This window comes from Streptomyces griseoruber (assembly GCF_001514205.1).
In the GTDB taxonomy this organism is placed as follows: domain Bacteria; phylum Actinomycetota; class Actinomycetes; order Streptomycetales; family Streptomycetaceae; genus Streptomyces; species Streptomyces griseoruber.
In genome coordinates this window covers 216,255-241,504 of record NZ_KQ948768.1, presented here as the reverse complement: position 1 = coordinate 241,504, position 25,250 = coordinate 216,255, and the positions used below count along the sequence as shown (strand labels likewise).

Sequence of the window (25,250 nt, the reverse complement as noted above, 5' to 3'; positions counted from 1 at the left end):
GTGGTCTGTCAATAGAAAGTGTCGAAGTTGCGGCTCGGTGTCCCGTGGGGGTGGGTGTGATGGTCATGACGCGGCCGTTCGAGGTGGGTGTGGTGGTGCGGGATCTGGAGCTGATGGAGCGCTTCTACGGAGACGTGCTCGGCTGTCGCGCCGAGCACCGCTCGCGCGTACCGGGGTCCATCGGGGGCCCGGCCGGGCTCGGCGGCGAGCTGGTGGTCGTCTGGCTGCGGGTGCCCTCCGGGGGGTGCGTCAAGTTGATACTTCCCCGGTCGGTGCCCGTGGCGGCACCTGCGGCGCCCTGGTCGGCGGGGCGCCCCGGACTGTCGTACCTCACCTTCCATCTCGACGACATGGACCCGGTGGTGGCGGCGCTGCCGGCCGCGGGTGCCCGGCCGCTGTCGGACCCGGTCGTGGTCCGGGCGCGCGGCCGGCGGATCAGCTTCTGGGCGGATCCGGAGGGCAACGCCGTGGAGTTGGTGGACGCGCGGGGCCACGACCCGGGCCCTGGGCATAGTAATTAGAGACCCTGTTCAGTAAGGTGCCCCGTGTTGGTTACTGTAGACCGGCACAAGTAAGTCCGATTGCTTGGCAACCTCCCTCGGGCGAAGGGGCGGACGATGGCTCAACGAGCGTCAACGGCGTCGAAGAAGTCCGCGCAGGTCAGCGCGGAGATCATCAAGGACCTGCACGAGCGCATGGTGCGCATCCGGCTGTTCGAGACCGAGGCGGGAAAGCTCATGGAGGCGGGCAGACTGCCCGGATTCCTGCACCTGTATGTCGGCCAGGAAGCCGTGGCCGCCGGCGTGATGTCGGCCCTGCGCGACGACGACCAGATCACCTCCACCCACCGCGGCCACGGGCACGCCGTGGCCAAGGGCGTCGGCTTCCGCGAGATGTACGCCGAGTTGTACGGCCGGGTCACCGGCGCCTGCCTCGGCCGCGGCGGAAGCATGCACATCAACGACCTCACCCGCGGCATGCTCGGCGCCAACGGCATCGTCGGGGCGGGCGTCCCGATCGCCGTGGGAGCCGCCTTCGCCGCCCGCTACAAAGGCGAGGACAGCGTCGCCGTGACCTTCTTCGGCGACGGCGCCACCAACATCGGCGCCTTCCACGAGGGAGCCAACATGGCCGCGATCCTCGGCCTGCCCGTCGTCTTCGTCTGCGAGAACAACGGCTACGCGGAGTTCACCCCGCAGTCCGGGCACATGCTGCTCACCGATGTGGCCGACCGGGCCGCCGCCTACGGCATGCCCAGTGTGATCGTCGACGGCATGGACGCGGTCGCCGTCCACCGCGCCGCCGCCGAAGCCGTCGAACGGGCCCGGACCGGCGCGGGCCCGATGATGATCGAGGCCAAGACCTACCGCTACTTCGACCACCAGGGCGTCAAGGGCCTGCGGCACCCCTACCGCTCGGACGAGGAGGTCGCCGAGTGGAAGTCCCGCGACCCCATCGACCTGATCGAGGCCCGGGCGGTCGCCGACGGCACCGCGACCCGCCCGGAGCTGGACGACGTATGGCGCCGCACGCGCGACGAGATCGCCGAGGCCATCGCGTACGCCGAGGCGAGCCCCCTGCCCGACCCCGCCGACCTGCTGCTCAACGTCTACTCGGGATGACCGCCATGACCACCACCACCGAAGCACCGGCCGTCGCCACGCGGAAACTCACCTACGTCAAGGCCTTCAACGAGGGTCTCGCGCAGGCCATGCGCGAGGACGACAACGTCTTCGTCGCCGGCGAGGACGTGGCCGGATACGGCGGCGTGTTCCGCATGTTCGACAACCTGCTCGACGAGTTCGGCCCCCGCCGCATGATCGACACCCCGATCTCCGAAGCCGCTCTGGTCGGCCTCGGCGTGGGAGCCGCCGCCCGGGGTCTGCGCCCCGTCGTCGACCTGATGTTCATGGACTTCATCGGCGTCTGCCTCGACCAGATCGTCAACCAGGCGGCGAAGATGAAGTACATGTTCGGCGGCGCGCTGTCGGTGCCGCTCACCATCACCACCGCCTCCGGCGCGGGCCTCGGCGCCGCCGCCCAGCACAGCCAGAGCCTGGAGGCCTGGCTGGCCCACGTGCCCGGCCTCAAGGTGGTGATGCCGTGCGACGCCTACACCGCCAAGGGCCTGACCGTCTCGGCCATCCGCGACGACAACCCGGTCGTCGTCATGCTCAACAAGGTCCTGCTCGGCAGCACCGGCGAAGTACCCGAGGAGATCTACGGCATCCCGCTGGGGCGCGCGCACACCGCGCGGCAGGGCTCCGACGTCACCGTGATAGCCCTCGGCCGCATGGTGGGGGAGGCTCTCGCGGCGGCCGACGAACTCTCCGCCGAGGGCGTGGAGATCGAGGTGATCGACCCCCGCACCGTGCAGCCGCTGGACACCGAGACGATGTTCGCCTCCGTCCGCCGCACCCACCGGGTGCTCGTGGTGCACGAGGCGGTCACCTTCGGCGGGCTCGGAGCGGAGATCGCCGCCCAGATCCAGGACGCCGTCTTCGACTATCTGGACGCGCCGGTCCTGCGGATCGGCGCCCCCTTCTCCCCGGTGCCCTTCTCGCCCGTCCTGGAGAAGGCGTACGTGCCCGATCGCGCCCGCATCGCCCAGGGCTGCCGGCGCCTCCTCGAAAGGTCGTGACCGACGTGGCGGTCGAGGTTCTGCTGCCGAAGATCGGCCTCACCATGCAGGAAGGCACGATCGACGAATGGCTGGTGCCCGTCGGCGCGGCCGTCGCGGAGGGCGACGCGCTGCTGCGGCTGGCCACCGACAAGGTCGACGTGGATGTCGATGCGGAGGCCGGGGGACTGTTCCACCCGGTGGTCCCGGCGGGCACCACCGTCCCGGCCGGGACCCTCATCGGCTGGCTGCTGGCCGAGGGCGAGCAGCCGCCTCGGGCGGCGGGCACGCCGACGGCCTCCGGCTCCGGGACCAGCGGGGACACGGCCGCCACGCCCGCCCTCGACGCCGTGGGTACTGCCGTAGTCCCCACCGTCAACGGCATCGGTGACCGGCTGCCGTCCTCACCGAACGCACGGCGGGTCGCCGCGGCCGCCGACGTCGACCTCACCGCAGTACGCGGCACGGGACCGGGCGGCCGGATCGTCTCGGAGGACGTGGCGGAGTACCTCGCGGCCCTCCCCGGCGACCTCCCCACCCCACTCCCGCCGGGCGGCACCACCGCCTCGCCGCTGGTCCGCAAGCTGGCGAAGGAGCGGGGCATCGACCTCTCCGAGGTGGACGGCACCGGGCCGGGCGGCCGGATCCGCCGGTCCGACCTCGACGCCGTCGCTGCGGCGCCTGATCGCCGGGACGCGGCCCCACACCCCGGCGACGTCCTCCCGCTCACCGGGATGCGCGGCACCATCGCCCGCAGGATGCACGCCAGCCTCCAGGAGATGGCACAGCTGACGCACGGCTACGAGGTGCGGATGGACGCAGTGGTGTCCCTGCGGGACCGGCTCAAGGAGGAGTGGGCCGGCAGCGATCTGCCGGTGCCCAGCATCAACGACTTCCTGCTGAAGGCCGCGGCCCACGCCCTGCGCGAGCACCCCCTGCTCAACGCGACGGTGCGGGAGGACGGCATCCATCTGCTCGACGGCATCCACCTGGGCTTCGCGGTGTCCGTTCCGGGAGGCCTCATGGTCCCCGTGATCGAGGACGCGGTGGCGCTGCCGCTGACCGAGATCGCCCGCCGGTCGAGGGCCCTGGCCCAGGCCGCGCGCGAGGGGCGGATCTCCCCCGCACAACTGGAAGGGGCCACCTTCACCGTCACCTCGCTCGGCGGACACGGCGTGGACTTCTTCACCCCCGTGATCAACCCCGGCAACGTCGCGATCCTCGGGGTGGGCAGGCTCAGGGACGGCGTCGAGTGGGTGGACGACAGGCCGCTGCGGACGCGGGTGCTCACCCTGAGCCTCACCTTCGACCACCGTGCCGTCGACGGGGCACCCGCCGCCGAGTACCTGCGCACGGTCGGTGAGTCGCTGAGCAAGCCCCTCCGCCTGCTGGTGTGATCCGGGACCCACCAGGCCTATGCGGCCGGGTCGGCGATCCGCTCCGCCAGATCGCCGACCTCGCGCACGAAGGAGCGGTGCCCCAGCGACCGGTAGACGTCGTCGCCGCGGACCTGCGAGATCGCCGCGGTCTCCAGCAGCGCCAGCAGGCCCAGGCCGATCACCGCCGCCTCGGCGTCGGAGACGGACTCGCGGGCCTTGCGGATCAACCGCACCAGCTCGTCGAGCAACTCCGTACGGCTCGCCTGGCGCAGCGCCTCCGCGTCCTGGCTCATGCCGGCCGACGACACGAAGAACACGGTGGCGGCGGACCGGTGTTCGCCCATCCAGGCCAGCAGCGTGGTGATGGCCGCTCCGATGTCCGAGCCGGGTTCATGGGCCCTTGTGATCGCCTGCAACTGCTCGCGCAGCGCGGCGGCGAACGCCCGCATGGCCTCCGCCAGGACCTGGTCCTTGGAGGAGAAGTGGTAGTACACCGCCGCCGAGGTCATCTCCGCACGAGCGGCGATGTCGGCCACCGTCACCTCGTCCGGCGGCTGGGTGGCGAACAACTCCGTGGCTGCCTCGATCACCCACTGCTTGCGCGAGGGACGGTGAGCGGCGCGGGTTCCGGATGTCGTCATGCTGTCAAGTATGGCGGGATCTCGGTGCCCCGGAGGCCAACGCGCAGCAGGAATTATGCGGACGGACGGTTGGACTTACTCGATACAATGGTCAGTACTCAGGGCCCACGGACGCGGGTTCACGGCAGCGGGCAGGGAGCATGATGGCCACCTCGAACGGCAAGCAGCCCGCCCACCGCCCCTCGCGGCGGCAGCACATCATCACCGCCGCCGTGCGGGTGTTCGGCCGCAACGGGTTCGCGGAGACCAGCGTCCAGGACATCGCGGACGAGGCCCAGGTGGTCCCCACGGCCGTCTACTACCACTTCGACGGCAAGGAGGAGCTGCTCGAACTCGCCATGCGGCGGGTCTTCGACCAGCTGAACGCGGTCGTGGAGGCGGCCCGGCCGGAGTCCGAGCCGGGTGACGCGGCGGGGCTGGTCCGCGTCATCGACGCCGTGTGGGACTGGGTGGAGCAGAACCCGGACGAGGCCCGGCTGTACCAGGTCCAGGTCGCCTCCGCCAACGGCAACGTGAGGGTGCTGCGGGACGAGTTCGAGCAGCGCCACATCCAGCGTGGCTACGACTATCTGCCCGAAGGCAGCACCCGCAGCCCCCGCGCGGCGAAGGCCCGGCACGCGTCACAGGCGCTCGCGGTCCGCACACTGATCAGTACGACCATGCTCGTCACCGCGCTGCGGGCGGAGGGCGGACCGCTGTCCCAGCTGCCCTCCCGGTCCGTGCTGGAGGCGGTCAGGGCGCTGGCGCTGCGCATCGTCGCCGCCGAGGAGCCACCGCGGAAGCCGGCGAAACCGGCCACGTCACGGACCTGAGTAACGGACCTGAGCGGCATCACCAGGGCAGTGGCCTGCGTCCGGCGAACAGCCCGCCCGTCGTCCCGTCGCCCTCGGGAAGGGTCGCCAGCCAGACCGGGGTGTCCGCACCCTCCTCAGGACCGCGCGGGGCGGACGGGCCGCCCATACCGCTGCGGGTCCAGCCGGGGTCGGCGGCGTTGACCAGGACGCCCGTGCCGGCCAGCTCGGCCGCGAGCATACGGGTGAGGGCGTTGAGCGCCGTCTTGGAGATGCGGTAGGCGGGGTGCCGGCCGGAGTCCATCAGCGACAGGGAGCCGTACGAGCTGGTGACGTTCACGACCCGGCCGTAGCCGGACTCCACCATGCCCGGGACGACGGCCTCCACCACACGCCAGGCGCCGGTGAGGTTCGTGTCCAGGGTCGCGCGCAGGAGGTCCTCATCGACGTACGGGGGTCGCAGTTGCCCGTCCAGGGACACTCCCGCGTTGTTCACCAGAACGTCGATCCCGCCGGCCAGCGCCCGTGCCTCCCCGACCGCTTCGCCGACGCTCTTCGCGGAGGTCACGTCCATGGCCAGCGGCAGGGCCGCCGCGCCGATGGTGCGGCACGCTTCCTCGGCGGCCTCCCGTTTCCGCGCCGCGACCAGGACCCGCAGCCCCCGGTCCGCGAGCTGACGGCACACCTCCAGGCCGATTCCCCGTGCCCCGCCCGTGACGAGCGCCGTTCTCCTGCCGTGCTGCATGGCGTGTCCCGCCCCTTTCACGCGGTGAGGACCGAGCAGGCGCTGATCCCGGGCGCCCCGTACACATGGGTGAAGCCCACCCGGGGAGCGCCCGGCACCTGCAGGCCGGGCGCCCGGCCCTGCAACTGTCGTACGACCTCGTGGAACTGACGCAGCCCGGAGGCGCCGACGGGCTCCCCGCCGGCCAGACAGCCGCCGTCGGTGTTGACCGGTATCCGGCCCGTGGGATCGGTGGCCCCGGCGGCCAGCAGTTCCTCCTGCTCCCCGTGGCCGCACAGCCCGGTCTCCGCCAGGTGGACCAGCTCCGAGCCGCTGTCCGTGTCCTGCAACTGGGCGACCTGTACGTCCGCGGGCCGTACTCCCGCCGTGCGGAAGACCGCCTCGGCGGCGTCGACACTGGGGCTGCGGTGCGGTCCCGGCGGCAGCCAGGGTGAGAACACCTCGAACGAACCGAACCGTCGGGTCCGGAAGGCCAGCGACGCCAGCCTGACCGGTCGTTCGCACAGGTCGAACGCACGGTCGCCGAGCGCCAGCACCAGCGCCGCCGCGCCCTGTCCCGGCGAACAGAACATGTACTGGGTGAGCGGGGGACTGACCTCGGCGGAGTCGAGGATCTCCTGCTCCGTCAGCGGCTTGCGCCGCCAGGCCAGGGGATGGTGGGAGCCGTTGCGGAAGGCTCGCGCGGCGACCATCGCCAGCGCCCGCTCCGAGATGCCGTGCTCGTACAGGTACCGCCGGGTCTTCAGCGCGAAGAACTGGGTCGTGAGCATCATGCCGGTCTCGGCGTACCAGTCGCCCAGGCCGTAGCGCGCCGGGGAGACGTGGAACGCACCCCGCTCGTGCTTGTCGAACCCCACGGCCACTCCCAGACAGGCCTCGCCCGCGCGCAGCGCGTTGGCCACCGCGAGCACGGTGGAGGCGCCGGTCGCGCAGCCGTTCTGCACATTGACGAACGGCACTCCGGTCAGGCCCAGCCGGCCCACCAGCGTGTCGGGCTTGCCGGACACGTCGGAGCCGCCGGCCGCATAGCCGATGTCCCCCCAGGCGACACCGGCATCGGCCAGCGCCTCGCGTACCGCACGCTCGGCCATGTCCATTCCGGTGACGCTCTCGTCGCGGCCGAAGGGATGCATCCCGCATCCGACCACGTACACGTCGTCGGCCCGGCTCATCGCTCCCCGTCCCGCTCCGGGCGGAACGCGAAGGTCACCACCTCGGTCCCGTCCTCGTCCCGGTACGCGGGCACCGTGGTGAGCCGTACCGGCAGGCCGATCCGGATCTCCGCGCGGGCTACCGCCAGCAGGGCCTCCACCAGCACGTCACCGAGGTCGACATAGCCCACGTGGTACGGCCGGTGGCCTCCGGACGGCGGCCGGTACGGCGGTTTCGGGGGGAACGCCTGGAGCGTCCACGACCACACCCGCCCGCGGGCCGGCAGCACATGCGCGGCCATGGTCCCCTCCGGACACCGGGGGCACGAGTTCTGCCGGGGGAAGACGACGGTCGCGCATGCGGAGCAACGGGCCCCCGCGAGCCGCGGCGGATCCTCGCCGTGGAACTCACCGTTCTCGAACAAAGACTCGTCGACGAGCCTGGTGGTCATGTCGTCCCGTCCTTCCACGTCACCAGCCCAGCAGCCCGGCCAGCCGTTCCCGATGGTGTGCGGCGCCGCCCAGCAGGACCGCGTCGGACTGGGCGCGACGGAAGTACAGGTGCGCGTCGTGTTCCCAGGTGAAGCCCATCCCGCCGTGCAGCTGCACGCACTCGGCGGCGACGGAGACGAACGCCTCGCCGCACCACGCCTGTGCCACCGCCGCCGCCTCGGCCAGTGCCTCCGGCGAGCCGTCCGCCCGGACCGCGCGCACCACGGCCGACCGGGCGGCCTCGACCTGGAGCAGCATGTCGGCGCAGGCGTGCTTGACCGCCTGGAAGCCGCCGATCGCCCGGCCGAACTGGGTACGGTCGCGCACATGGGCCACCGTCATGTCCAAGGCGGCCTGTGCTCCGCCCAGTTGCTCGGCGGCCAGCGCCACCAGGGCAACGTCCAGGGCGCGGGAGACGACGTCGGCCCCCTCGCCGCCGGCGGTCAGCGCCCGGGCCCGGGCACCGCGGAAGGTCACCACCGCCTGGCCCCGGCTGAGGTCCAGGGTGGGCACCCGGCGCACCGTGACCCCCGGCTCCCGCGGGTCGGCCAGGAAGAGGTCCACGCCGTCGATCCCGGCCGCGGCCACCACCAGCGCCTCGGCGTCGGCGCCGTCGAGGACGAACGGCGCGGTGCCGTCCAGCACGGGGACGCCGCCCTGCCAGGAGACGGCCACGGGCACGGCGTCCGGCCGCCACGTCCCGTCGGGTGCCGTCACCGCCAGGGCATGCACGGTCGCCTCGGCCAGCTCGGTCAGCGCCTTGTCCGCCGTACCGCAGCCGGCCAGCACCTGCCCGGCCAGCACGGTGGAGGTCAGCAGCGGGACCGGTGCCAGTGTCCTGCCCAACTCCTCGCAGACCACAGCGATCTCGGCCAGGCCGCCGACGCCTCCCGCCGACGCGGGCAGGCCGAGGGCCGCGAGGCCGACCTGCCGGCCGAGGGCGTTCCACAACCCGGCGTCGATGCCGGGGGCCTCCTCGGACAGCCGGCGTACCGCCGCGGTGCCACCGGCGTCCGCGCACACCGACCGCACGGTCTCGCGCAGGTCCTCCAGCTCGGCGTCGGACAGGGCCGTGCCGCCGGTCATGGTGCTTGTCATCGTGCGCTCCCGCTGTCGTCGTCGCGAGGCTCCCGCAGGGCATGGTGGGCGGCTGCCATCCGGGCCACCGGCACGCGGTGCGCGGAACAGGAGACGTAGTCGAGACCGAGGGCGTCGCAGAACGCGATCGACTCCGGATCCCCGCCGTGCTCACCGCACACGCCCAGTTTGATGCCGGGCCGCGCGCTCCGTGCCCGCTCGGCCGCCAGGGCGACCAGTGCGCCCACCCCGTGCGGGTCGAGCCGGACGAACGGGCTGGCGGTGAGAAAGCCCCGCTCCTGGTACGAGGCGAGCACCTGGCGCTCGACGTCGTCCCGGGAGAACCCGTAGGTGAGCTGAGTGAGGTCGTTGGTGCCGAAGGAGAAGAACTCGGCGTGCTCGGCGAGTTCCCCGGCGAGCAGCGCGGCCCGCGGGGTCTCGATCATCGTGCCGAGCCGGTACGGGACCGCGACCCCGGTGCGGGCCGCGACCGCGTCGGCGGCACCGCGGACGTACCCGGCCGCGGCGGCCAGTTCCTCCGGCAGGCTGACCAGCGGGATCATCACCTCCAGCTCCGGCCGGATTCCCGTGGCGGCGACATCGGCCCAGGCGGTGAAGAGCGCCTCGGCCTGCGCCGGGTAGAGCCGCTCGTGCAGCAGCGCCAGCCGCACCCCGCGCAGCCCGAGCATCGGGTTCGCCTCGCGCAGCGCGGCGGCCCGCTGCTCCTCGGCCGCGTCCAGGGCCTGCCCGGGAGCGGGCAGGAACTCGTGCAGCGGGGCGTCCAGCAGGCGTACGGTCACCGGGCGGTTGCCCACGGCGGTCAGCAGCGCCGTGAAGTCCTCGTGCTGGGCGCGCTCCAGCGCCACCAGCGCCTCGTCGCGGGTGGTCGGGTCGGCGGCCAGGAGGACCCGGCGGATCAGCGGCAGCCGGTCGCCGAGGAACTGGTGCTCCGTACGGCACAGCCCGACACCCTCCGCACCGAGGGCGAGGGCCGTCTCCACCTCGGCGGCCGTGTCGGCGTTGACCCGCACACCCAGTCGGCGCACGCCGTCCGCCCATTCCAGCAGGGTGGACAGCTCGGGCGGCGGCCCGGCCACACTGACGCTCAGCGTTCCCGCGTAGACGGCGCCGGTACGGCCGTCCAGCGAGACCGGATCGCCCTCGCGCACCACCCGCTCCCCGAAGCGGACCGTCCCGGCGGCCGGGTCGACGCGCAGCCCCTCGGCGCCGCACACCGCGGGCTTGCCCGCGCCCCGCGCCACCACGGCGGCATGCGAGGCGATACCGCCGCTGCCGGTCAGCACGGCGGCGGAGGCCAGCATCCCGGGGACGTCCGCCGGGGTCGTCTCGGCGGCCACGAGCACCACCCGAGTGCCGTCCGCGGCGAGTTCGAGGGCACGTTCACTGGACAGCACGACCGCCCCGGTCGCGGCCCCCGGCGATGCGGGCAGCCCCCGCACCAGGAGCTCCTCCCCGCCGGTCAGCCGGAGCTGGGGGTGCAGCAGTTCCTGCACCTGCGCGGGCGTGATCCGTCGTACGGCCTCCTCGCGGCCGAGTGCCCCGTCCCGGGCCAGGTCCGCGGCCAGACACACCGAGGCCCGAAGCGGCGGGCGGAGCTGCGCCGAGGCGGCGAGCAGGGAGATCTCGTCGTCGCGCACCTCGAAGTCGACCGACACGGGCGCGCGCAGATGGCGCTCCAGGGTGAGCAGGGAGTGCTCAAGGAGCGCGGTGCCGCCAGCGAGCCGGTCCAGCGGTTCGCCGGTGTGCGGCGGTGGGGCGCTGCGGCGCACACCCCGGAAGAACGAGCCCTGGGGGGAGAGGCGGCCGGTCTCGGGATCGCGGCTGACGGCCGTGCCGTAGCCCGAGTGGTCCGCCGGGCCGATGCGCAGGGCCTGCACATGCAGGGCGACGGCCAGCTCGGCGGGGAGCCGCTGGGCCCGGCGGGACCTTCGCGCACGCGGCGAGGCCCACCGGCCGAGGAGGGCACGAGCGGCCAGCGCGAGCTGTTGCGCCGGATCGTCGGGGAAGGGCCCGGAGCCGTGCTCCGCCACCAGGGACAGCAGCACCTCCACCCGTGCCCGCGGTCCGGGCGTGTCCAGGAAAGCGTCGTCGAGCACCGCGACGGGCACGTCGAGGGCGTACTCGGCGACCATGCGCACGGTGGAGGCCCACACCTCGTACAGCGCGTCCTCACCCCCGATGACGGCGCACAGGTCGTCGGCACGGGCGGGGGCGATGCCAAGACAGGCCAGGTCGGGCGGCAGGCCGGCGATCTCGGTCGGCGCGCTGGCCGACAGGCGCAGCAGCAGCGGCCGGGCCGGATCGCCGATCCGCCGCCCGGAGAGCTGTTCGACCAGGGCTACGGCGGCTTCGGCGACGTCGCGTTCGCACAGCGAAGCGGCGGTGCCGGCGGGCATGGTGAGCCCCGGCACGACCGGCAGGCCCAGGGCCACCAGTCGGTCCATCGCCGCTCCGTGCACGCCCAGTTCGTCGGCGTCGAGGCCCCGGATCCGTCCCTGCCCGTAGGGCACCAGGCTCCGGCCGGGGGTCCCGGAAGGCGCCTCGGCCGGTACGAGTGGTCCCGCCCCATGGGCGGTGACGCTCAACCCCGGCTCCTCGTGACCAGCTCCTCTTCACGGGCCTCGTCCTCGGCCCTGCTGATCCCCAGCACGAGCAGCAGCTCCTGGTGCAGCCGCATCCACACGGTGTGGTACGAGTCGCACAGCGGGGAGGCCAGCCACTCCAGAGCGCCGTCGTCGAAGCGGTCGAGGGCGGCTTCCAGGGCCGTCAGGTACTGTCCGCTGCCCGCGAGTACCCGGTCCAGCCGGCGCAGCACCGGCTGGATGGACTCGTGCACGTCTTCCAGCGACTCGCGGACCCCGGCGTCGTAGACGTCGTCCGAGTGGTCGTTGGCGGTGCCGTCGGGACGGCACTGCCATGCCGTGCACACGTCGCGGATCCTCCGGTTGACCGGCAGGAACGCCTCGTACGCGGCGGTGATCCGCTCCTCCTGCTCGGAGCCGGCGGGAACCCGCAGGATCTGCGCGGCGGCGGCCTTGGCGCGCTCGGTCGGCAGGACCACCGGCCCCTTCACCATCGCCAGCCCGGCGTCGACCAGCGGACGGTGCTCGGACTCCGGCCGACCGCGCCACATCCCACGCAGAACGAGGTCGACGACGGCTTCGGCGAGGGGCTCGTCGGATGCGTCCGGAAGGTCCACGGCAGCAGATTGCATCGCCACACCTTTTCCCCGGTTCTGTGGTGACCGGTTCCTCGGTTCTGTGTTGCCCGGAGGTTACGCCCCGGCGGACAGGTTAGTGAAGAGGAACTCAAGAAACACTTTCCGATGCCCTGGCCTCGGCCCGGCCGTCGCCCGCCTTCGGGCGACCCCGCGCGGCGAGGAACGACGCCATGCGCTCCTGTGCCTCCGGGCCGTCCGCCAGGGCGGCGATCGACCGCGCCTCTGCGGCGAGGTGGCGGCGCAGCCCGTCACCGGCGCCGGCGCGCAGCAGACCCTTCGCGGCGCGCAGGGCGTCCCCGGCGCCGGCGGCCAGATCGGCCGCGGTCCGGTGTGCCTCCTCGTCCAGTTCCTCGTCGTCCACGGACCGGGAGACCAGACCCCACCGTTCGGCGTCGTCGCCGGTCAGGACCCGATTGGTCAGGATCAGGTCCGCCGCCCTGCGGGGGCCCACCAGGCGGGGCAGGAACCACGAGGCTCCGCAGTCCGGCGTGAGCCCGATCGCCGTGTACGCCAGCCGGAACCGCGCGGACTGGGCCGCCAGGACGAGGTCGCCCACGAGGGCGAGGCCGATTCCGCCGCCCGCGGCCGCGCCGCGCACGGCGGTCACCAACGGCACCGGCAGCTCGTGCAGGGCCAGTATCGCGGCGTGCGCGGCGCTCGCCACGGCGTGTACGTAGGCGCCGGTCTCCCTGCCGCGGCAGGCGAATGCGCGCAGGTCACCCCCCACGCAGAAGCTGCCGCCCGCCGCCCGCAGCAGCACCGCGCCGCCGGGCCCCGCGGCCACCTCGCGGGCCCCGTCCCGCAGCGCCTCGGCCGTCCTCAGGTCCAGGGCGTTTCCCCGCCCGGGATCGTCCAGCCTCAGCTCGACGAATCCGTCGGGGTGGCGGACGATCCGGACCGGCTCGGTGCTCACGGGAAGGCTCATGGACATTTCTCCTGTCGTCTGCCCGTCGCCGGGTGCTTCCCGGCAAGATACTGAAGACGCTATACAGTTTCTAGGACGCGACGGGAGCCGATGCCCGTACGCCCGTCGGCGGGAGGTCCCGTGCCCATCCAGTTCGATGTCGATCCGACTGTCGCTCAACTCGCCGCGTCCACGGCCGAGTTCGTGCGCACGGTGGTCATTCCGGCCGAGCGCGAGTGCGGCGGGTCGGTGCACGACGCCCCCGACGCCCTACGGGAAACCCTGCAGAAAGCCGCGCGCGAGGCGGGGGTGTTCGCCCCGCACGTACCGACGCGGTGGGGCGGACACGGGCTCGATCTGCGTGGGCAGGCGGTGGTGTTCGAAGCGGCGGGCTACTCGCTGCTCGGACCGCTGGCGCTGAACTGCGCGGCCCCCGACGAGGGCAACATGCACCTGCTGGAGAAGGTGGCCACCGAAGAGCAGAAGCAGAGGTACCTGCGTCCGCTCTCGGCAGGCGAGACACGGTCCTGCTTCGCCATGACCGAACCCGCTCCGGGAGCGGGCGCCGACCCCCGCTCCCTGCGGACCACCGCGACCCGTGTTCCCGGCGGCTGGCGCATCGACGGGCACAAGTGGTTCATCACCGGGGCGGACGGAGCCGGCTTCGCCATCGTCATGGCCCGCACCTCCGGCAGCCCGGGTGACCCGGGCGGCGCCACCATGTTCCTGGTCGACGCCGGGACTCCCGGCATGCGCCTCGTCCGGACGATCGAGACCCTGGACGAGTCGCTCTTCGCCGGGCACAGCGAGATCGTCTTCGACGAGTGCGTGGTGGGGGACGAGCAGGTCCTCGGGGCGGTGGACCGCGGCTTCGAAGGCGCCCAGGTCCGGCTCGGTCCCGCCCGGACGACCCACTGCATGCGCTGGCTCGGAGCGGCCCGCCGGGCCCAGGACGTCGCGCTGGAACGGGCGGGGAGCCGGATGGCGTTCGGCTCGGCGCTGGGAGACCTCGGCATGGTCCAGCAGATGCTGGCCGACTCCGAGATCGACATCGAGGCGAGCCGTGCCCTGATCCTGCGTACCGCCTGGGAGTTGGACACCGGCTCCGCCGCCGCCTCGCAGCTCACCTCGGTGTCCAAGACCTTCGTGGCGGAGGCGGTGAACCGCGTGGTCGACCGGGCGGTGCAGATCTGCGGAGCCCTCGGCATCTCGGCCGCCGACGCCCCGCTGGCCCGTCTGTTCCGAGAGGTACGGCCGTTCCGGATCTACGACGGCCCGTCGGAGACGCACCGCTTCGCCATCGCGCGCCGCGCGGTGCGGCCGTACCGACAGCCGCGCACGGGAGCCGCCGGCGGCCGATGACGGCGTCGACATGACTCGAACCGCGCGTTGGCGACGAGCAGGCCGTCCGGCCGCACGAGGGCCCGCCAGCAGCCCTGGCTCCCCCTCGGCCAACGCAGTCGACCGGGGCGATCCGCTCGGAGCCATCGGACACGGATGAGGACAGGGGTGGAACGGCTGCCTGTGCGGACTTCCTGTCCCTGCGGGCGCTCTGTTGCTACAGACCGGGAGCGGCGAAGCCGTTGAGGGCCCACAGCGCGGCGGAGTACCACAGCAGCCCGATCGCGCCGAACAGGGCGCTTCCGGCCGCCGGGAGCAGCCAGCCGGGCAGGCGCCGGCTGTGGACCACCAATACCTTGGCGACGAAGGCTCCGTACAGCGCGCAGCCCGCGACTGAGTGCAGGAAGACCCGGGTGCTCGTGGTTTCCACACCATAGGTACGGACGCAGTGGTAGGCGATGGGCACCGACAGCAGGAAGGCGGCCCATCCCACCGCGCGGTGGGAGGTGCGGACGCGGCGGGGCGCCGCTCTGAGTCCGGGAAGTCGTTCGTACATCCACAGGGCCAGCAGCAGTTGGACGAGCGCGAGGCCGAACAGGGCACTGCCCAGGCGGGCTTTGAGGGTGACCGCCGCGGCGCCCTGCGCGCCGAACAGGCTGGTCGTGTACTGCGGACTGTGGTGCCGGCCGGTCACCCAGATGGCCACCGCCACCGCCACCGGCACGGCAGCGCCCAGTGTGATGGCGGCGGCCCGCGCGGGAGAGCGCCGCCGGGGGCCTCGGTGACCGGTCCTGGCCGTCATGTCGGCTGACTCATCTGTGGTCGTCGCCCGTTCAGCTCTTGTCGACCTTGTTGCCGCCGGCGTCGAGGACGTACCACTCGGCACCGAACTGGTTGAGCGCCTGGCCGTTCGTGTCGCCCGGCTGGGAATCCCCCGCATACCCATAGACCGGGTGACCGTGGTAGGTGACCTGCGTCGTGCCGTCGGATCGCTTCGACGTGCCCACCAGGTCGGACTGCGCCGAGCCGCCGGTCGACGGCGTCCCCGAGGTGAGCAGCGGCGGCCACGCCGTGGCGCAGGCCCCGTTACAGGTCGAGACTGTCGACGTGTCCGCCTCGAACAGGTACAGGGTGCGACCCTTCCCGTCGACCAGGATCGTGCCGAGGTTGCCGGCCGAGGCGGTTTTCACCATGGCCCGCGCGCCGGCCGACACACTGCTCGCCGGTGCGTACGGGTTCGTGTTCTGGCCGACGCCGCTCGTGGCTGTGCTCGACGGCGTCGCTGGTGACGAGGACGAGGAACCACCGTCACCACTGGAACAACCGCTCGCGGCAGCGATCGGCACAAGTACGGCCGTCCACACCAGGGCCAGGCGGATACGTCTCATCCCAGCTCCACTACTGGTAAGGGCCCGAAGTCCGAAGGGCCGATGAACGCATACCTCCCCACGTTCTCGCGCGCTCCCGGCCCCACCGCACCGAGCTTCACTGAGATGGACTCGTTGCGCGGCGGGCACGTCGGACAGGCAGGGCCATCGCGGCCAGCGGCGTGGAAGTGCCGTCCGGCCGCATGCATCGGGTCATGCCAGTGCGTTCACCGCTGCCGCAAAGAGGCGGGGCAGGCGTGCGGCTGTGGGCATGATGCGCGAGGCCAGGGCCGGTTGCTGGCGGGCGCGCACCAAGAGGTCGGTCAGGAGCCGGTGGCGGCGGGTCGCGCGGCACCAGTCGGTCTCGTAACGGCCGGGAGTGCCGCGGCGCACGTTGGCGACCAGGACCTCGGCACCGGTCAGGGCGAGAGAGACGCCCTCACCGGTCAGCGCGTCGGTGTATCCAGCGGCGTCGCCGACGAGCAGCACCCGCCCGTGTGTGCGGGTGCGTGCCCGTTGGCGCAGCGGTCCTGCGCCGCGTACCGCGGTGACGGCCCTCTCCGCGGGGAGGCGGGCTGCCAGTTCGGGGAAGCTCTCGAGGTGGGTGCCGAAGGACGCTCGCCGGGCGGTCAGCATGGCGACCCCGACGAGTGCGGGGCCGAGCGGAGTCACGTACGCCTCTCCGTAGGGCCCCCAGTGCACCTCGACGTAGGACGACCAGGGAGGGACCGCGTAGTGACGGCGCAGGCCGTACCTGGGCGCCGCAGTGGTCTTCACCTCCAGGCCGAGCGAACGGCGCAGCGGTGAGTGCAGACCGTCCGCGGCGACCAGCCACCGTGCGCGCAGGCCCGTACCGGGTACGGTCACGCCCGTCGCGTCCTGCCGTACTTCCCTCACTCGCAGGGGCAGTACGGGCACTCCCTCGTCCACGACGGCTTGGTGCAGGACACGGTGCAGGTCGGTGCGGCGCGCGCCGAGGCCGGTGCCATGGCGGAACGCGGCCTGCACCCGGCGGGCCCCCTGGATGTAGCGGATACCGGTGACCGGGTGACCGGGGACCTCCAGGCCGAGCGCGACGAGGGCCCGGACGGCGCCGGGCATCAGGCCCTCGCCGCACGCCTTGTCGACCGGTGCCCGACGTGGCTCCGCCACAACAGTGTCGAGACCTGCGCGCACGGCGTGCAGTGCGGTCGCGAGACCGGCGGGACCGCCTCCGACGATCACCACGTCGTGGCCGCCGCTCACGCGGGCGCCGCCGAGGCGAGGGCCGTGTTCTCGCAACGGATGCGGACGGTGAGCAGCAGTGCATTGGCCGCGGTGAACGCCGTGGCGGTCAGCCACGCGGAGTGGACCAGCGGCAGGGCGGCGATCTCCACGACGACAGCGACGTAGTTGGGATGACGCAGGAACCGGTAGGGTCCGGCGCTGACCAGGCGTGCCCCGGGGACGACGATGACCCGTGTGTTCCAGTACGGCCCCAGAGTGATGATGCACCACCAGCGCAGTGCCTGCGCCGCGATGACAAGAACCAGCATCGGCCAGCCGAGAGCGGGCAGGAACGGCCGGTGGGCGAGTACGGATTCGGCGAGGCAGCCGGCGAGCAGCACCGTGTGCAGCACGACCATGACCGGGTAATGACCGCGGCCGTGCTCCACACCGGCGTGGGAGAAGGTCCAGGTGGCGTTGCGTCGGGCGACGACGAGCTCGGCGATGCGTTCGGCCGCGACGGCAAGGACGAGAAGCGTGTACCAGGGCATGAGAGCACTCACCAGCGCAGCAGGACGACTTCGGAACAGAACCCCGGGCCCATCGCCAGGAGCACCCCCCACGTGCCTGGCTCGGGTCGGTTGAATTCCCAGGTTTTCTGGAGGATGTGAAGCACGGAGGCGGACGACATGTTTCCCACCGTTGCGAGCGAGTGCCAGGCGGTTTGCAGGGCGTCGTCGGGCAGGCCGAGGGTGTCGGTCATGGTGGAGAGCACCTTGGGGCCGCCCGGGTGGCACACCCAGCTGCCGATGTCGTCCGTGGTGAGGCCGTGGTCGGCCAGGAACGCACGCAGGTGCCGACCGAAGTGATCCCGCACGATGTCCGGAACACCGGCGTCGATCACGACGCGGAACCCGGTGGGGCCGATGTCCCACCCCAGGAGCTGTTCGGTGTCCGGATACAGGCGGCTGCGTGTGGCGACCACGAAGGGTCCCGCCGCCTCCGGCCCGGCGCCGGCACTGCCGCGTGCCACGAGCGCCGCCGCGCCATCACCGAACAGGGCGCCGGCGACGAGGTTGGCGCGGGAGTCGTCGCGTCGCTGAAGGGTCAGCGAGCACAGTTCGATGCTGAGGAGTACGGCGGTGTCGGCCGGGTGCCCTCGCAGGTAGTCGTGGAGCCGGGCGAGCCCTGCCGCGCCCGCCACGCACCCCAGGCCGAACACCGGGAGCCGCTTGACGTCGGGCCGCAGTCCCAGGCGCCCGGCGAGCCGTGCGTCGAGCGACGGAGCGGCGATGCCGGTGATGGAGGTGCACACCAGCAGATCCACGTCGGCCGGTCCGAGCCCAGCCTCCTGCAGCGCGCCGACGAGGGCTTCCTCGCCCAGTTCAAGCCCGACGGCCAACCACGCGTCGTTGCTCTGCCCGAAGTCGCCGAGGTCGGCGTACCGCTCGATCGGCAGGGCGAGATGGCGTGCGCGCACACCGGCGGATGCGTGCAGGCGGCGCAGCAGGGTGCGGTCGGCTCCGGCGGGCAGACACAGGTCACCGATCGCCTCGGTGAGCTCTTCCTGGGCATACCGGTACGGCGGCATCGCGGTGCGGATCGCTCTGACCGCAGTCGCCGGGCCACGTGGCAGTGTCCGGGACGGCGCGGACTCGGGAAGGGCATCGTCGACGATTGCAGTGACACGCATGCCGGTAAGGTCTCCCTTTGCCGCGTTCTCCCGTAACTTCTCTGTGTGTCTCTACACGCACCCCGTGCCCTTCCGTCCACGACACGCCGCGTCCCGGCGCTGTTGCGCTCCTGCCATCCGGAGCCGGCGGTCGCGGTGACGGTGCTCATCACCGCGCTCGCAGTGGCAGCGGGCCGCGGGGCGGCGGGGTCCGCAGCGGTGGCCGCGGCCGTGCTGGCCGGCCAGCTCTCGGTCGGCTGGTGCAACGACGCGGTCGACGCCCGGCGCGACACGATCAGCGGGCGCTGCGACAAACCGGTCGCCACCGGCGAACTCCCGCCCCGGGCGGCGGCCACGGCGGCCGGAACCGCTCTGGGGCTCTGTGTGCCGCTGTCGCTGCTCAGTGGTGTCGCCGCCGGAGTGGCGCATCTGGGCATGGTGGCCATGGGCTGGGCCTACAACCTGGTACTCAAGCACACGGTGTTCTCACCGCTGCCCTACGCCGTGGCCTTCGGATCACTGCCGGCCTTCGTCACCCTCGGCCTGCCGTCGCCGTCCTGGCCCGCCTGGTGGGCGGTGGCGGCCGGGGCGCTGCTGGGTGTTGGGGCGCACCTGGTCAACGCACTTCCGGACATCGAGGACGATCTCGGGACCGGTGTGCGCGGTCTGCCGCAAAGGCTGGGCCGCGAAACCTGCCGGTGGCTGGCACCATGCGTGATGCTGACAGCCGTAGGGGTGCTCATCGCGGGCCCACCCGGAGCAGTGGGCGGGTTGAGTGAGGCACTGGCGGCGCTGGCCGGGGCCGTCGCCATCGCGGGCACGGCCGTGCCCTCGGGCGTGCGGAGCCGGTGGCCGTTTCGGGCGGCGATCGTGGTGGCGGGCATCGCCGTGGCGCAGCTGGTGCTGCGGGGCTCGGACATCGCCTGAACCCTCGGCAGCGGGACCCACCGCCGGGTACCCGCTGCCCGGAAGGACGGCATGCGGGGGCGCGCCGTCGCCCACGGCGTCGGCCCGCCCTTTGTTTCCCGGTTCAGCCGCTCCAGCGGGTGGGTCGACCAGATCTTCTTCCAGTGCGTCGGCGGGAAACCGGCGAACGCGGTGATGTCCGTCGCCGCGACCAGCGGCATCGTCCTGACCTGAGGGAACTGCTCTCCGAGTATGTCGGCGACCATCTCGGCCACCGGAGGTCGCAGGCCTGCGTAGTCAGCAGCCTCTCCGTTGTTCAGGGAGCATGCACTCCGTCCACGGCCGCAACATCCCTTCGGGGTATGGGAGTTCGGCCGGGGGCGGGGCATGCCGGGACCGTGCGTCGGTCAGCGGGGCGGCGTTCAGTTCCTCGAGTTCGTCGCGGCTGAACGTGACTGCCTCCGCGGGCTGATGTTCTCCAGGAGGCGGGACGGCCTGGTGGTGCTGGGAATCGGCACTATTCACGGCTTCTGGGCCGGCAGCCAGGCGAGGTCGATCTGGGCGGGTGTGGCGGCCTTGCGTACGGCCCAGCCCCGGCGCGGTTCGCGGAGGCTCTCCGCATCCTCAGCCATTCGGCCCGGACGCGCTGCCCCGGCTGCCCTGAGCTGCGGCCCGGCGGCGGCGCTGATGTAATGACGTGAGCCACCCCGGTATGGCCCACGTCACACGAGCAGAGAAATATCTGATGAGTCAGGTACTGTTTGGTCAGGTGAATCGCTCGCATCAGGCGGGCATCACACCCTGCCGAGGTCTTCGATGAAGCTCATCTATGTCTTCGACGCCTACTGCGGCTGGTCGCACGGGTTCTCCGCGACCCTGCACGAGGTCGTCGCCCGCCACCCGGGGTTGCCGGTCGAGGTGGTCTCCGGCGGACTGTTCACCGGGTCGCGCCGGGTGCCGATCCGCCAGTTCGGCCACGTTCAGGGCGCGAACGCCAAGATCGCCGAACTGACCGGCGCCGAGTTCGGTGAGGCGTACGAGAAGCTGATCGCCGACGGCTCGTTCGTGATGGACTCCGAGGCCGCCGCCCGTGGCGTCGCGGCCCTGCGCCAGGCCGCCCCCGACCGTGCGACGGAGCTCGCCGCGGCCCTCCAGCACGCCTTCTACGTCGGCGGACGCAGCCTGTCGGAGGCGGCCACGTACCGGAAGGTCGCCGAGGCGACCGGGCTCGACGCCGACGCGGTCGTCGCCGCTTTCGAAGGCCCGGAGGCGCCGTATGCGGCGGCGGACGACTTCCACCGCGCGGCTGAGCTGGGCGTCACCGGCTTCCCCACCCTGCTCGCCGTCGACGGGGACTTCGTCACCCCGCTGGCCCACGGCCATGCCACAGCGGACGAGATCGACCGGCGGCTCGCAGCCCTTCCCACGCCCTGAACCTCTTCCTCCCCACCCCACTCGCACAGGAGCCCCGTATGAGCACCCTCTCCTTCAAGGTCCTCGACCTGGACTTCCCGGCCGGCAGCAAGAACAAGACCGCCACCCTCGTCACGGGTGAGCATGAGGCGCTGCTGGTGGACGCCGCCTTCACCCGCGCCGACGGGCACCGCCTGGCCGCCGAGATCCTCGACTCGGGCAAGACGCTGACCACCGTCTTCGTCAGCCACGCCGACCCCGACTTCTACTTCGGTGCCGAGGTGATCGCCGACGCCTTCCCGGACGCGACCTTCGTCGCCACCCCGCTCGTCATCGAGCACATCCAGCACTCCTACGAGGGCAAGCTCAAGGCCTGGGCCGCGCTCGGCCCGAACCTCCCCACCCGCCTGGTCGACCTCACCCCGCTGACCGGCGACGACCTGACCCTGGAGGGCCACCGCTTCGAGCTCAGGGGCGGCCCGGCCGCGCTGCCCGACCGCCACTACCTGTGGCAGGCCGAGCACCGCGCCCTGCTCGGCGGCGTCCTGCTCTTCCAGCAGGAGCACGTGTGGGTCGCCGACACCCCCACCCCCGGCGACCGCGCCGCCTGGATCGACCTGCTGGACGAGATGGCCGCCCTCCAGCCGGAGCTGGCCGTCCCCGGCCACCGTCTGCCCGGCACCGCGGCCGACGCGACCGCCATCTCCGCCACCCGCGACTATCTCGTCGCCTTCGAGGAGGAACTGGACAAGGCGGCCGACGGTGCCGCGCTCACCGAGGCACTCGTCCAGCGCTACCCCGACAACGGCATGCTGATCGCCGCCCAGATCGGCGCGAAGGTCGCCAAGGGCGAAATGAAGTGGGGCTGACATGAGCGAGTTCGCCACCTCCACTGCCCCCGCGGACGTCGTACGCCGTCAGTACCTCGCCTCCGCGGCAGGTGACCTGGAGGCCCTTCGGGCCACTCTCGCTCCCGACGTGGAGTGGACGGAAATGGCCGGCTTCCCTCTCGCCGGCACCTACCGCACCCCCGACGGCGTGACCTCCAGCGTGATGGAGAAGCTCGGTCAGGACTGGGACGGCTGGGCCGCCCACGACGACACCTATGTCGTCGACGGCGAGAACGTCGTCGTCCTCGCCCGCTACACCGCCGTCAACAAGGCCACCGGCAAGCCGATCGACGTGCGCGTCGCCCACCACTTCGTCGTACGGGGTGGACTCATCGTCCGCTTCGAGCAGTTCGTCGACACCGCGCTCGTACGCGACGCCATGACCGCATAGACGCACCGCCCAGCACCCGAAGACAGGAGAGGCTCGTGCCCGCTGCCGACAACAAGGCGCTCGTCATCGCTTTCTACGAGCAGGCGTTCAACGACCACCAGCCGGAAGAGGCCGCCGCCGCGCATCTCGGAGAGACCTACACCCAGCACAACCCGGAGGCGCAGGACAGTCCGCAGGCGTTCGTCGGGTACGTCCACTGGCTGCGCGGGCAGTTCCCCGAGCTGCGCCTGGACATCAAGCGCGCCGTCGCCGAAGGGGACCTCGTGGTCACCCACAGCAACCTGCACCTCAAGCCCGGCGACCGGGGCATGGCCGTCGCGGACTTCTGGCGCCTCGCCGACGGAAAGATCGTCGAACACTGGGACGTGATCCAGGAGGTCCCCGAGAAGAGCGCCAACGACAACACCATGTTCTGATTTCCGCGACCGCGGCGGCCCGGGACCGGCCCGCATCACGAGCCGTGCGACCCGCCGCCACCTTCTTCCGCACCGCCCCGCCGTGTGTCGCGGCACATGTCGCGGCACACGGCACGCACTTGAGTTGAGGATGCTCCGGGCGAACGCCACTTCGCCCTGGTACAAGGATGCTTCAGCCGGCCTTCCGCTCACCGTCGTGGCCACCGCGGACCCGGCCGGGCCTGAGGCCGTCCGGAGGAGCGGGCCGCTCGGGCCGCGCACCTCATCCGCACCCCCTCCAGCTCATCCGACCAGCTCGCGGCCGTCCTGTGCCGCGCTTCTTGGTGCCGGCGTGCCCCACCACTCGGGCGCCGTCGCACCGACCCTTGCTGTTCCCGTCAGAAAGGCTCCCCCCCCGGGACGCATGCGCACGCCGACAGGGAGAGCCGTGCGGGATGCGCAGGTCGGTCTGTGCGGAGTGGCGGTCCTCCGGCGCGTCCTGCGCCCCGGGCTGTCCAGCCGTCTGGTTCAGGTGGCCGGTTGCGACCGGTCCACTCGACGGCCCGCCCGGTACACCGCCCGGACGTCCCGTATCGCGGTGAGGTCGTGCGCCGGATTGCCGCCGACGGCCAGCAGGTCGGCGTCGTATCCGGGTGCGAGCCGTCCCTTGCGGTGCTCCAGGCCGCAGGAGTCGGCCGCCAGTGAGGTCACCGAGGCGAGCGCGGCGGTGTTGGTGGTGACCCGCGAGGCGAAGTAGACGAGGTCCCTGGGCAGGACGTCGTGCGGCTTGAACGGGCCGACCCCGGCGTCGGTGCAGCAGACGACGCGCACGCCTCGCGCGTGCATGGCCGCCATGTTCTCCCACATCGGTTCGAGGACCGCCAGCACCTCGGCGGGCATCCCGTCCATCGTTTCGACGACGGTGCAGCCGACGAACACGCCCGCCTCGGCCATGGCGTCGATGGTTCGCGGATCGGGGCGCACCCCGGAGCGGGTGATGAAGGTGCAGTGCTCGATCCCGTCCACGCCGGCCGTGACCGCGTCGGCGATTCCGGCGGCACCGTGGGCGTGCGCCGTGACGCGCAGCCCGAGTTCGTGCGCGGTACGGGTGATGGCCCGCAGTTCGGCCAGGGTGTACTGCGCGCTGCCGGGGTCCGAGCCGGCCGTGGTCATGCCGCCGGTGGCCATCACCTTGATGAGATCGACTCCGTGCTGGGCCCGTTCCGTCACCGCGCGGGCGACCTGCTCGGCGCCGTCCGCCTCGCCGCCGAGATACCAGCAGTGCCCGCCGGTGCGGGTGATGGGCGGTCCCGCGGCGACGATGTGCGGGCCCTCCTCGTACTCCTGCCGCAGGCGCAGCGCCAGATACCCGCGGTCACCGAGGTCACGCATGGTGGTGACACCCGCGCGCAGGGCCTGCCCGGCATGGGGGCGCATGCGGGCCAGGACCGTCGCGTCGTCGTCACCGAGCATCTGCTTCTCGGCGTGGCCGCCGGGGTCGAACGCCAGATGGCTGTGGGCGTCGACCAGCCCGGGCAGCAGGGTGACGTCGCCCAGATCGGTCAGCGGCACCCCGTCGGGCGGGGCGGCACCCGAATGGTCGACGCCGGTGATCGCCCCGTCCTCGACGAGGACCATGACGGGGCCGTCGTGCATCGTGTGTCCGTCGAAGAGGCGGTGGGCGCGGACTGCTGAGCGGCGTTTCACGGTGAGGGTCTTTCCCTTCGGCAGGTCGGCAGGTCGGCAGGTCGGCAGGTCGGCAAGGCCGGGAGCGCGGGGTCCGTGCTCGGTGTCGGATGAAGCGGTGGGGTGACGCGGTCGGGGCGGGCCGGGGGGTGTCGGCCCGCCCCGACCAGCGGGGCGCAGGGGAGTCGCACCGCGGTGCGGTCCGTGCCCCGAGTCCATGGCGCCCGCACGGGTCACACGGCGAGCGTGTCCTTCGGGGCCGCGTCGTCCTCCTTGCGTCCGCCGGGGCGCCGGCCGAGCTTCTGCGCGATCTCGGCGCGCTTGTGGGCGCGCCTGGCCTTCGCCTCTTCCTTGCGGATCCGCTCGGCGGCCTCCTCCATGGCCTTCAGCTCGACTCGAACGGAGTCGGTCGGGCGGCGCTCGAGGGCGGCGTCGTAGCGCATGGCCAGCAGGTCCAGGGCCTGGGTGTCGCTCTCCCTGACCTCGGCCAGGAGGGCCGTGGCGCCGGGCGGGACGTGCTGGACGAAGGCGCCGACGGCGGTGGTGGCCTTCTCGGCCCGCTTGTAGTCGTAGCCTCCGCCGATCAGCGCGCCGACGCCCACACCCATCAGGACGCCGAGGGGCCCGCCGAGGATGCCGACCAGCGAGCCGACCAGCCCGCCGACCGCCGTGTTGCGTCCCTCCTCGGTGTCCAATCCCTCCGGGACACGCACCGCGCCGTCCTCGAGGCGCTCGATCAGTACGGCGGCACGGACCTCCGTCGTGGTGGGGCTGAGGTACTTCAGGTCGCTGAGCGCCTGGTAGGCGGTCGCACGATCGGTGAAGCGCAGGGTGACGGCGTTCTCGTTCACGGACATGAACTCTCCTTCGGTCGGCGGACCCGCAAAGGGGGCCAGGTCTGGCAGGGGAGGGCCATGGCACCCGCTTCGGGTGGGACTTCCG

General features: G+C 72.3%; 26 protein-coding genes and 1 pseudogene. 11 read left to right on the top strand and 16 right to left on the bottom strand.

Going from position 1 to position 25,250, the window contains the following annotated elements:
• Nucleotides 1-65 precede the first annotated feature (65 nt).
• The 4 genes from AQJ64_RS18005 to AQJ64_RS17990 all read left to right on the top strand — a co-directional run bounded on the left by AQJ64_RS18005 (nt 66) and on the right by AQJ64_RS17990 (nt 4,017).
• On the top strand, nt 66-521 hold the full coding sequence (locus tag AQJ64_RS18005) for a VOC family protein (protein ID WP_240512734.1): 456 nt from the start codon (nt 66-68) through the stop codon (nt 519-521).
• Between the two features lie 96 nt (nt 522-617).
• Nucleotides 618-1,622 (top strand): thiamine pyrophosphate-dependent dehydrogenase E1 component subunit alpha, encoded by a 1,005-nt coding sequence (locus tag AQJ64_RS18000; RefSeq protein ID WP_055635723.1) that lies wholly within the window; start codon nt 618-620, stop codon nt 1,620-1,622.
• Between the two features lie 5 nt (nt 1,623-1,627).
• A complete protein-coding gene (locus tag AQJ64_RS17995) occupies nt 1,628-2,641 on the top strand; it encodes an alpha-ketoacid dehydrogenase subunit beta (RefSeq protein WP_055635724.1) in 1,014 nt (337 codons plus the stop codon).
• A gap of 5 nt (nt 2,642-2,646) precedes the next feature.
• Complete coding sequence (locus AQJ64_RS17990; protein ID WP_055635747.1) at nt 2,647-4,017, top strand: 2-oxo acid dehydrogenase subunit E2; 1,371 nt, start codon at nt 2,647-2,649, stop codon at nt 4,015-4,017.
• 17 nt (nt 4,018-4,034) lie between these two features.
• Here AQJ64_RS17990 and AQJ64_RS17985 read toward each other — a convergent pair whose 3' ends face one another.
• Nucleotides 4,035-4,640 carry a TetR/AcrR family transcriptional regulator gene (locus tag AQJ64_RS17985; protein ID WP_055635725.1) on the bottom strand — a complete coding sequence of 202 codons (606 nt, stop codon included), beginning with the start codon at nt 4,638-4,640 and terminating at the stop codon, nt 4,035-4,037.
• A gap of 140 nt (nt 4,641-4,780) precedes the next feature.
• On the opposite strand from AQJ64_RS17985, the gene AQJ64_RS17980 reads away from it, so the two are divergent.
• Nucleotides 4,781-5,452, top strand: a complete 672-nt coding sequence (locus AQJ64_RS17980; protein WP_055635726.1) for a TetR/AcrR family transcriptional regulator — start codon at nt 4,781-4,783, stop codon at nt 5,450-5,452.
• A 19-nt stretch (nt 5,453-5,471) separates the two neighbouring features.
• Here the strand turns inward: AQJ64_RS17980 and AQJ64_RS17975 are convergent, their stop codons facing one another.
• The 7 genes from AQJ64_RS17975 to AQJ64_RS17945 all read right to left on the bottom strand — a co-directional run bounded on the left by AQJ64_RS17975 (nt 5,472) and on the right by AQJ64_RS17945 (nt 13,062).
• On the bottom strand, nt 5,472-6,176 hold the full coding sequence (locus AQJ64_RS17975) for an SDR family NAD(P)-dependent oxidoreductase (RefSeq protein WP_055635727.1): 705 nt from the start codon (nt 6,174-6,176) through the stop codon (nt 5,472-5,474).
• A gap of 17 nt (nt 6,177-6,193) precedes the next feature.
• Nucleotides 6,194-7,348, bottom strand: a complete 1,155-nt coding sequence (locus AQJ64_RS17970; protein WP_055635728.1) for a thiolase family protein — start codon at nt 7,346-7,348, stop codon at nt 6,194-6,196.
• Nucleotides 7,345-7,779 (bottom strand): Zn-ribbon domain-containing OB-fold protein, encoded by a 435-nt coding sequence (locus tag AQJ64_RS17965; RefSeq protein WP_055635748.1) that lies wholly within the window; start codon nt 7,777-7,779, stop codon nt 7,345-7,347. The genes AQJ64_RS17970 and AQJ64_RS17965 overlap by 4 nt, the downstream gene beginning before the upstream one ends.
• Nucleotides 7,780-7,798: 19 nt before the next feature.
• Nucleotides 7,799-8,917, bottom strand: coding sequence for an acyl-CoA dehydrogenase family protein (locus AQJ64_RS17960; protein WP_055635729.1), 1,119 nt, complete (start codon nt 8,915-8,917; stop codon nt 7,799-7,801).
• On the bottom strand, nt 8,914-11,502 hold the full coding sequence (locus tag AQJ64_RS17955; RefSeq protein WP_055635730.1) for a putative PEP-binding protein: 2,589 nt from the start codon (nt 11,500-11,502) through the stop codon (nt 8,914-8,916). Before AQJ64_RS17955 ends, AQJ64_RS17960 begins: the two co-directional genes overlap by 4 nt.
• Entirely contained in the window at nt 11,499-12,131 is a 633-nt protein-coding gene (locus AQJ64_RS17950) for a hypothetical protein (protein ID WP_240512735.1), read from the bottom strand. Before AQJ64_RS17950 ends, AQJ64_RS17955 begins: the two co-directional genes overlap by 4 nt.
• Nucleotides 12,132-12,225: 94 nt before the next feature.
• On the bottom strand, nt 12,226-13,062 hold the full coding sequence (locus tag AQJ64_RS17945) for an enoyl-CoA hydratase/isomerase family protein (protein ID WP_055635732.1): 837 nt from the start codon (nt 13,060-13,062) through the stop codon (nt 12,226-12,228).
• 120 nt (nt 13,063-13,182) lie between these two features.
• Between AQJ64_RS17945 and AQJ64_RS17940 the strand changes: the two genes are divergently transcribed.
• Complete coding sequence (locus AQJ64_RS17940; protein WP_055635733.1) at nt 13,183-14,403, top strand: acyl-CoA dehydrogenase family protein; 1,221 nt, start codon at nt 13,183-13,185, stop codon at nt 14,401-14,403.
• Between the two features lie 196 nt (nt 14,404-14,599).
• Here the strand turns inward: AQJ64_RS17940 and AQJ64_RS17935 are convergent, their stop codons facing one another.
• The 5 genes from AQJ64_RS17935 to AQJ64_RS17915 all read right to left on the bottom strand — a co-directional run bounded on the left by AQJ64_RS17935 (nt 14,600) and on the right by AQJ64_RS17915 (nt 18,546).
• Nucleotides 14,600-15,184, bottom strand: a complete 585-nt coding sequence (locus AQJ64_RS17935; protein ID WP_055635734.1) for a DUF6529 family protein — start codon at nt 15,182-15,184, stop codon at nt 14,600-14,602.
• Between the two features lie 31 nt (nt 15,185-15,215).
• Nucleotides 15,216-15,770, bottom strand: a complete 555-nt coding sequence (locus AQJ64_RS17930; protein WP_055635735.1) for a COG4315 family predicted lipoprotein — start codon at nt 15,768-15,770, stop codon at nt 15,216-15,218.
• Between the two features lie 192 nt (nt 15,771-15,962).
• A complete protein-coding gene (locus AQJ64_RS17925) occupies nt 15,963-16,994 on the bottom strand; it encodes an NAD(P)/FAD-dependent oxidoreductase (protein WP_055635736.1) in 1,032 nt (343 codons plus the stop codon).
• Nucleotides 16,991-17,506 (bottom strand): isoprenylcysteine carboxyl methyltransferase family protein, encoded by a 516-nt coding sequence (locus AQJ64_RS17920; protein WP_055635737.1) that lies wholly within the window; start codon nt 17,504-17,506, stop codon nt 16,991-16,993. Before AQJ64_RS17920 ends, AQJ64_RS17925 begins: the two co-directional genes overlap by 4 nt.
• Nucleotides 17,507-17,514: 8 nt before the next feature.
• Complete coding sequence (locus tag AQJ64_RS17915) at nt 17,515-18,546, bottom strand: type III polyketide synthase (protein ID WP_055635738.1); 1,032 nt, start codon at nt 18,544-18,546, stop codon at nt 17,515-17,517.
• A 147-nt stretch (nt 18,547-18,693) separates the two neighbouring features.
• On the opposite strand from AQJ64_RS17915, the gene AQJ64_RS17910 reads away from it, so the two are divergent.
• A complete protein-coding gene (locus AQJ64_RS17910) occupies nt 18,694-19,554 on the top strand; it encodes a UbiA family prenyltransferase (protein ID WP_055635739.1) in 861 nt (286 codons plus the stop codon).
• A gap of 89 nt (nt 19,555-19,643) precedes the next feature.
• Here the strand turns inward: AQJ64_RS17910 and AQJ64_RS48170 are convergent.
• Nucleotides 19,644-19,799 (bottom strand): annotated as a pseudogene (locus tag AQJ64_RS48170) (transposase); the annotation flags it as partial.
• Between the two features lie 550 nt (nt 19,800-20,349).
• Between AQJ64_RS48170 and AQJ64_RS17900 the strand changes: the two are divergent.
• Genes AQJ64_RS17900 through AQJ64_RS17885 form a run of 4 tightly spaced genes read left to right on the top strand, consistent with a single transcriptional unit; the run spans nt 20,350 to nt 22,643 of the window.
• Nucleotides 20,350-20,967, top strand: a complete 618-nt coding sequence (locus AQJ64_RS17900; protein ID WP_055635741.1) for a DsbA family protein — start codon at nt 20,350-20,352, stop codon at nt 20,965-20,967.
• 38 nt (nt 20,968-21,005) lie between these two features.
• On the top strand, nt 21,006-21,815 hold the full coding sequence (locus AQJ64_RS17895) for an MBL fold metallo-hydrolase (protein ID WP_055635742.1): 810 nt from the start codon (nt 21,006-21,008) through the stop codon (nt 21,813-21,815).
• A 1-nt stretch (nt 21,816) separates the two neighbouring features.
• Nucleotides 21,817-22,227, top strand: a complete 411-nt coding sequence (locus tag AQJ64_RS17890; protein WP_055635743.1) for a nuclear transport factor 2 family protein — start codon at nt 21,817-21,819, stop codon at nt 22,225-22,227.
• A gap of 35 nt (nt 22,228-22,262) precedes the next feature.
• Entirely contained in the window at nt 22,263-22,643 is a 381-nt protein-coding gene (locus AQJ64_RS17885) for a nuclear transport factor 2 family protein (RefSeq protein WP_055635744.1), read from the top strand.
• Nucleotides 22,644-23,150: 507 nt separating this feature from the next.
• Here the strand turns inward: AQJ64_RS17885 and AQJ64_RS17880 are convergent.
• Nucleotides 23,151-24,329 carry a metal-dependent hydrolase family protein gene (locus AQJ64_RS17880; protein ID WP_240512737.1) on the bottom strand — a complete coding sequence of 393 codons (1,179 nt, stop codon included), beginning with the start codon at nt 24,327-24,329 and terminating at the stop codon, nt 23,151-23,153.
• 212 nt (nt 24,330-24,541) lie between these two features.
• Nucleotides 24,542-25,165 (bottom strand): DUF456 domain-containing protein, encoded by a 624-nt coding sequence (locus AQJ64_RS17875; protein WP_059202762.1) that lies wholly within the window; start codon nt 25,163-25,165, stop codon nt 24,542-24,544.
• Nucleotides 25,166-25,250: the final 85 nt, after the last annotated feature.